The following is a 6,573-nucleotide window of genomic DNA, read 5'->3' as shown; positions in this document are numbered from 1 at the left end:
GCTCTTCAGTACGGTTCGGCGTTTCTGGTTCATGAGGTTCTCCTATTTGGATAAGAGGGTCGGAAAAAACCGCCCAAGATCATTTGGCGGGAGCGCCCGCGAGGATCCAGGCGGCCAGCGTCTTGGCGTCTTCGTCTTTCAGGTTGGCCTGGGCGGGCATGGGCACGGGGCCCCATTTGCCGGAACCGCCGGCCTTGATGGAAGCGGCCAGTTTGTCCACCTCCATGCCCTTGTACTTGGCAGCGACGTCTTTGTATGACGGCCCCACCATTTTGCGATCGNACGGGGCCCCATTTGCCGGAACCGCCGGCCTTGATGGAAGCGGCCAGTTTGTCCACCTCCATGCCCTTGTACTTGGCAGCGACGTCTTTGTATGACGGCCCCACCATTTTGCGATCGACGGCATGGCAGGCCATGCAGGCGCTCTTTTGCGCCAGAGCAGTGGCAGCGGCGCCATCGACGCTGGCCTGGGCTGTACCAGCGGCCAACAGGCTCAAGCCAGCAACGAGAGTGAACAGGGTTTTGTTCGATGTCATGGGGTAACAACTCCTGATGGGAAAAAAACTCACTTGGCACCGGCAACGATCCAGTCGGCGATCGCCTTCGCATCCGCGTCGCTGACCTGGGGTTGGGCCGGCATGGGAATGGCACCATACACGCCCGAGCCGCCGTTCTTGATCTTGTCGATCAAATAGGCCACAGCGTTGGCGCGGTCTTTGTTCTTGGCTGCGATGTCGTTGAAGCCGGGACCGACGATTTTATGGTTGATGCCATGGCAGGCGGTGCACGAGTTCGTGTTCAGCAGCGCTTTGGGGTCGTTGGCCGCCGGACTGGCCTGAGCCACGACCACGGCCTCCACCGTGATGCGCTGCGTCAGGGGCTCGCTGGGCGGCGGCTTGGTGGTGTCCGCCCCGCGGACGGGCCCGATGATGCGGTTCTGCTCACGGATGTTGCCATGGGCGTCGCGGGCAAACTCTGGCAGTGAGGAGCGGATCGACACCTCGACCGGGCAGTCCTTCATGCATGCGACGTTTTGCACGTCGCCCTTGCCGTCGACACGCCACAGCGGCTCGTAGAACACCATGCCGTTGCGATTGGGCATGCGCTTTTGCACCTCGGCGATGTTCTGGTCGCTGAGCACGAAGTCGCCGGGCACCACGTCGGCCAAGTGGAGGATGTAGGCAAGGACGCCATAGACCTCTTCCACCTTCAGGCTCTTCGGTGCATTCCAAGGCATGGCCCGGTTGATGTAGTCCCACAAGGTGGACACCGTGGCGACCTTCATCATCGTGGTCCTTTGCGGATAGGTGGAGCCCTCCTCCAGGTTCTTCACGCGGCCACGCTGGATGTCTTCCTTGGTGGTGCCACCGACGATGGGGGTGAACACCTCGTTGGATTCACCGAACACGCCGTGGCAGGACGCACACTGCGCTTCCCACACCTGCTCGCCCAGCGACACGGAGCCAGAGCCCTTGGGCAGACCCTTGAAGTCCGGACGCACATCGATGTCCCAGGCCTTGATCTCGGCTGGCTTGGCCTCGCGCCCGATGTCGTGCCAAGGCTTTTGTGCCTGGGCATGGGCCAACCCAGACCCAAATCCGGCCAGCACGGCCATCAGGGCCAGCACCTGTAGGGTTTTCTGGAACTTGTTTTTCATCAGTACACCTGCACGTTGGAGACTTCGCCGTTTTCCGATACCAGCCAGCTCTGGATCGCGTTCTGGTGATAGATGGAACGGGTGCCACGCACCGCGCGAAGCTGATTGATCTTGGGCTGGACATAGCCGGTGCTGTCGATGGCACGGCTTTGCAGAATGGCGGGTTTGCCGTCCCACACCCAGTCGATGTTGAAGCGCGTCAGCGCCTTGGGCAGAATGGGGCCCTCCAGACGCGCGGTGCGCCAGTTGCGGCCCCCATCTACGCTGACATCGACGCGCTTGATGGTGCCGCGGCCCGACCAGGCCAGGCCAGTGACGTTGTAATAGCCGCGGTCCAGCAGCATCTGCCCGCCCGAAGGCGTGGTGATGACCGACTTGCACTCCTGGATGCCGGTGTATTGGCGGTGCGTGCCATCAGGCATGAGGTCGATGTAGTGGATGGCCTCATCCTTGGTGGCCCACTTCATGTCACCCACCTTGATACGGCGCAGGTACTTGACCCAACTCACCCCCTGGACACCCGGCACGACCAGACGCAGCGGATAACCGTTTTCCGGCCGCAACATCTCCCCGTTCATGCCCCAGGCCACGATGACATCGTCCATGGCCTGTTCGATGGAAATCGTGCGCGTCATGGAGGAGCCGTCGGCGCCTTCGGCCAGGACGTACTTCGCCTTCTTGCGGTCGATGCCGCACATCTCCAACAAGGTGGACAGCAGCACCCCGGTGAACTCGGAACAGCTCAGCATGCCGTGGGTGTACTGCACGGAGGGCAGCGCCACGTTGCCCCATTCCGGAGCGGAGTTGGCACCGCATTCGATGAAATGGATGCGCGAGACGCTGGGCAAGCGCATCAGGTCGTCCATGGTGAACACGCGCGGGCGCTTGATCATGCCCTCCTCGCCGTGAACCATGAGCCGGTGCTTGGAGGGGTCGATGTCCCACCAGCCCTGATGGTGGCGCTCGAAGTGCAGGCCACTGGGTGTGATGATGCCAAACAAGCCCTGCAACGGGGTGAAGCTCACCGACGCCTGCGACACCCGGGTCAGGCCCGGGCTCTCACGGCGTTGCAGGTTCGCCTCCCACTTGCTCGGCTGGCCATAACCAAGGGCAGCCACCGGCTGACCCAGCCCGGTGGTGTGCTCGGGCAGGTTGAGGATCGCATCCTCGCCCTCCGCTGCCAGCGCACGGCTGGCCGTGGCGGTTGCCGCCATGGCACCGGCGCCCATGGCCAGGGCCTTGCCCATGAAGCTGCGGCGCGCCTTGCGCGCCTGCTCGAGCCGCTCTGGGCTCAAGTGGTTCTCGGGCGCTGGCAATACGCGCCCGATGACTTCGCTCAGGTCTCTAGACACTTGCTGGTTCCTTTTGTGGCCGTTCAATCCTGGCCGACGGGTCCGGCCAGGCCCATCGGGGAAAAATCGGTTGCGCGGCTACGGGCGCGGGTCAGTTCGTCCATGCCCGACACCACCTGCACCAGAACGCTGCGACACAGCTCCACCAACACGTGGTCGGCGACGCGATAGAACACCTGCGTGCCCTCACGCCGCCGCAACAGCATGCCTGCTTGGTACATCAACCCCAGATGCCGCGAGACGTTGGCCTGCGCCATGCCCGTGGCTTTGATGATGTCGTTGACGCACTTCTCTTCCTGGCAGAGCACATGCAGGATGCGCAGCCGGGTCGGCTCGGCCAAAACCCCGAAATGTCGCGCCACGACCTCAAACACCTGCTGCAAGGCGTTCGTGTGATCGGGGTCATCCAGGGGTCGGGCCGTCATTCCTAAACTATATGATTGATTGCTAATATATTGATTAGTGTAAACCCTGAATCCCACGCTTTCCTGACGAGTGCAAGCCAACGGCTCCTCTGGCTGCGCCCCGTGCGGGCGAGCACCGCGGGGTCAAGTCGGGTTCAGGCAGCCGTCGCGCATGTGCAACACCCGGTCGCAGCGAGTGGCGAGTTCGGCATCGTGGGTCACGACCACGAACGCTGTGCCCTGCTCCCGCGCCAACGCGAGCATGAGGGCAAACACGGTCTCGGCCGAGGCACGATCGAGGTTGCCGGTGGGCTCGTCGGCCAGCACGCAGGCGGGTCGAGTCACCAAGGCACGGGCGATGGCCACGCGCTGGCGCTCACCCCCGGAAAGCTCGGCCGGACGGTGGTGCAGTCGCTCGGCCAGGCCCACCTTGCCCAGCCATTCGGCGGCCTGCACAGCGGCCTGATCGCGCGGCGCCCGCCGGATCCACAACGGCATGGCCACGTTGTCGCGGGCGCTAAATTCCGGCAGCAGATGGTGGAACTGATAGACGAAACCCAGGTGCCGGTTGCGCAACACGCCCTGCCGGGCAGCACCCAACCCATCCCATGGGGTGCCACACAGCTCCACACGACCGCTGGTCGGCGCATCCAGCCCCCCAAGCAGATGCAACAGCGTGCTCTTGCCCGACCCCGACGCCCCGACGATGGCCAGCGTCTCGCCCGCTTGCACGCACAAGTCCACCCCGCGCAGCACGGTCACATCCAGCCGCCCTTCCTGAAAACGCTTGACCAGCCCGGTCGCGCGCAGCACCGCCTCGCCTGGCCGCAACGGCTCATTCATAGCGCAGGGCCTCCGCGGGGTTGACGCGGCTGGCGCGCCAGCTCGGGTACAGGGTGGCAACGAAGGCCAGGGCCAGGGAGATCAGCCCGATGGGGACGATGTCGGCGCGCTGGGGGTCGCTGGGCATGCGGCTGATGAGGTAGATGTCCTGCGGCAGGAAGCTGGCGCCGAGCAGGCTTTCCAGCGCAGGTACCAAGGTGTCGATATGGAAAGCCACCCCCAGGCCCAGCAACAGGCCGACCCCGGTGCCGATCACGCCCACCATCGCTCCCTGCACCACGAACACGGCCATGATGCTGCCAGGGCTGGCCCCCAGCGTGCGCAGAATGGCGATGTCGGCCCGCTTGTCGGTCACCGTCATCACCAGTGTGGAGACGAGGTTGAACGCCGCCACCGCCACGATGAGGGTGAGGATGATGAACATCATGCGCTTTTCGAGTTGAACGGCCGCAAACCAGGTGCGGTTCTGGCGCGTCCAGTCGCGGATGAGCAGGTCGCCGCTCAACGTGGCGGCGAGCTGCAGAGCCACCTCGCGCGCCTGATGCAGATCGCGGATTTTCAGGCGCACGCCGCTCGGCCCTTCGAGCCGGAAGATGCGCGCCGCGTCGTCCAGATGCACGAAGGCGAGCGCGGAGTCGTATTCGTAATGGCCGGAGTCGAACAGGCCCACGACCGTCATCTGGCGCAGGCGCGGCACCACCCCTGCCGGGGTGAGCTGCCCGCTCGGGGCGATCAGCGTGACGGCATCGCCCGTGGTCACGCCCAGGCTGCGGGCCAGCGCCGCGCCCAGCACCACGCCGTACTGCCCGGGTGCCAGCCGGGCCAGCGCCGCCTGGGCCTGGTCTGCGGCGAGGTCGGTCACCTCGGGCTCCAAAGCGGGGTCGATGCCCCGGATCAGCGCGCCCTTCATGTCCTCGCCGCGCGCCAGCAGCCCTTGCGCCGCGATGAACGGTGCCACACCTCGCACCTCGGGGTGGGCGCGCACTTCACGTAAAGTCCGGTCCACATCGGGGATGGCCTCGCCGCCCGGCGCCAACACCTCGATGTGCGACAGCACCCCCAACATGCGGTCACGCACCTCCTTCTGGAAGCCGTTCATCACGCTCAGCACGATGATGAGCGCGGCCACTCCCAGCGCAATGCCCAGCATGGACACGCCGCTGATGAAGGAGATGAAGCCGTTGCGCCGGGTGCCCCGGCCGCCGCGCGTGTAGCGCCAGCCCAGGAGGATCTCGTAGGGAATCTGCATGGTTCTTCGCATTCGCCAGCGTGAATTGTGGCATCCCCGACAATCATGGTTTGGCTTCGACCGCAACAGCCCCTCATGCCCGACCGTTCCAGCCCCGACCACCTGCTCGTGCCATTTGCCGCCGCCGACGACGCCTGCCGTGCCGCACCGGACACGCTGGAGCTGCCCGCACTGGGCGCGGTGCTGCAACGGTGGTACACCACCGGCCCGGTACGAGGCGACATCCACCGATACAACACCCCACACGAGCAGGCGCTCGCCTCTGCCTTGGGCTGGGCACCCCGGCGCGATGGCACCCTGCCCCTGGCGGCCTGGCATGCGGGCGTCGTGAACCGCCCATGCGCCTGGTTCCACCTGTGCCACTGGACGGTGGGCATGGAACAGGTGAGCCTGCAACCCGTACCCCCGAGCACCCTCACCGAGGAAGAAGCCTGCCGCTTGTGGGATGCCCTGCGTCCACTGGCCGAGGAAGACGGCCTGACCCTGGTGCCCGAACAGCCCACCCGCTGGCGCGCCGAAGGCGAGGTGTTCCGCGACCTGCCCTGGCCCAGCCTGGACCGGGTCGCCCACCGACGGCTCGACGGCTGGCTGCCGAACGCCACCGTCACGCCTGCCGTTCGCCCCTTGCTGCGCCTGCTCAACGAAGCGCAGATGCTGTTCTACACCCACCCGGTCAATGACGCGCGCGCGGCTCGCGGCCTGCCCGCAGTCAATGGCCTGTGGATCAGCGGCAGCGGCTGGCTCAGCGACCGGGAAGCCGCCACGGCCCCTCCACCGCCACGGGTGAACGACACCCTGCGGGAAGCCGTCCTGCAAGGAGACTGGGGCGCCTGGGCCGCGGCGTGGCGCGCCCTGGACCGCGACGTGATTGCCCCTTGGCTGGAGCCAGCCATGCCGGCCACCCCGCGCTCCCTGACCCTCTGCGGCGAGCGCCACTACCAAACCTGGCACACCCAGCCACCATCAGACAACGCCTCCAGCCGCGGTGGCTGGCGGCAGGCCCTACGCCGGATCCTGCCACGCCGCCCGCCCCGTGCTTCGGTGCGTGACATCCTCGCTTCACTGTGA

The 6,573-nt window shown here is 65.8% G+C and carries 6 protein-coding genes and 2 pseudogenes; 1 reads left to right on the top strand and 7 read right to left on the bottom strand.

Features of this window, described 5'->3' with window-relative positions; all coding sequences use genetic code 11:
* Nucleotides 1-79: 79 nt before the first annotated feature.
* From HZS63_RS09290 to HZS63_RS09265, 7 genes and pseudogenes are all read right to left on the bottom strand, one after another.
* Nucleotides 80-280 (bottom strand): annotated as a pseudogene (locus HZS63_RS09290) (c-type cytochrome); the annotation flags it as partial.
* Nucleotides 281-320: 40 nt separating this feature from the next.
* Nucleotides 321-389: pseudogene (locus tag HZS63_RS14245) on the bottom strand (c-type cytochrome); the annotation flags it as partial.
* 176 nt (nucleotides 390-565) lie between these two features.
* Nucleotides 566-1,657 carry a c-type cytochrome gene (locus HZS63_RS09285; RefSeq protein ID WP_180683753.1) on the bottom strand — a complete coding sequence of 364 codons (1,092 nt, stop codon included), beginning with the start codon at nucleotides 1,655-1,657 and terminating at the stop codon, nucleotides 566-568.
* Nucleotides 1,657-3,009 carry a sulfite dehydrogenase gene (gene soxC, locus HZS63_RS09280; RefSeq protein ID WP_180683752.1) on the bottom strand — a complete coding sequence of 451 codons (1,353 nt, stop codon included), beginning with the start codon at nucleotides 3,007-3,009 and terminating at the stop codon, nucleotides 1,657-1,659. Before soxC ends, HZS63_RS09285 begins: the two co-directional genes overlap by 1 nt.
* Before the next feature lie 23 nt (nucleotides 3,010-3,032).
* Nucleotides 3,033-3,434 (bottom strand): ArsR/SmtB family transcription factor, encoded by a 402-nt coding sequence (locus HZS63_RS09275; RefSeq protein WP_180683751.1) that lies wholly within the window; start codon nucleotides 3,432-3,434, stop codon nucleotides 3,033-3,035.
* A 123-nt stretch (nucleotides 3,435-3,557) separates the two neighbouring features.
* The gene (locus tag HZS63_RS09270; RefSeq protein WP_180683750.1) at nucleotides 3,558-4,256 is read right to left on the bottom strand and encodes an ABC transporter ATP-binding protein; all 699 of its coding nucleotides are present in this window, start codon (nucleotides 4,254-4,256) and stop codon (nucleotides 3,558-3,560) included.
* Nucleotides 4,249-5,505, bottom strand: coding sequence for a lipoprotein-releasing ABC transporter permease subunit (locus HZS63_RS09265; protein WP_180683749.1), 1,257 nt, complete (start codon nucleotides 5,503-5,505; stop codon nucleotides 4,249-4,251). The genes HZS63_RS09270 and HZS63_RS09265 overlap by 8 nt, the downstream gene beginning before the upstream one ends.
* A gap of 75 nt (nucleotides 5,506-5,580) precedes the next feature.
* On the opposite strand from HZS63_RS09265, the gene HZS63_RS09260 reads away from it, so the two are divergent.
* The gene (locus HZS63_RS09260) at nucleotides 5,581-6,573 is read left to right on the top strand and encodes a phosphoglycerate mutase (RefSeq protein ID WP_180683748.1); all 993 of its coding nucleotides are present in this window, start codon (nucleotides 5,581-5,583) and stop codon (nucleotides 6,571-6,573) included.

The sequence above is a fragment of the Tepidicella baoligensis genome (genome assembly GCF_013432195.1).
Taxonomy (GTDB): domain Bacteria; phylum Pseudomonadota; class Gammaproteobacteria; order Burkholderiales; family Burkholderiaceae_C; genus Tepidicella; species Tepidicella baoligensis.
The sequence above is the reverse complement of the archived record's forward strand: the minus strand, read 5'-3'. Positions and strand labels throughout refer to the sequence as shown.

What these genes read in the sequence shown, in the direction of transcription:
- HZS63_RS09275 (WP_180683751.1), bottom strand. Translation starts at nt 3,434, where the DNA reads ATGACGGCCCGACCCCTGGATGACCCCGATCACACGAACGCCTTGCAG.
- HZS63_RS09265 (WP_180683749.1), bottom strand. Translation starts at nt 5,505, where the DNA reads ATGCAGATTCCCTACGAGATCCTCCTGGGCTGGCGCTACACGCGCGGC.
- HZS63_RS09285 (WP_180683753.1), bottom strand. Translation starts at nt 1,657, where the DNA reads ATGAAAAACAAGTTCCAGAAAACCCTACAGGTGCTGGCCCTGATGGCC.
- HZS63_RS09260 (WP_180683748.1), top strand. Translation starts at nt 5,581, where the DNA reads ATGCCCGACCGTTCCAGCCCCGACCACCTGCTCGTGCCATTTGCCGCC.
- HZS63_RS09270 (WP_180683750.1), bottom strand. Translation starts at nt 4,256, where the DNA reads ATGAATGAGCCGTTGCGGCCAGGCGAGGCGGTGCTGCGCGCGACCGGG.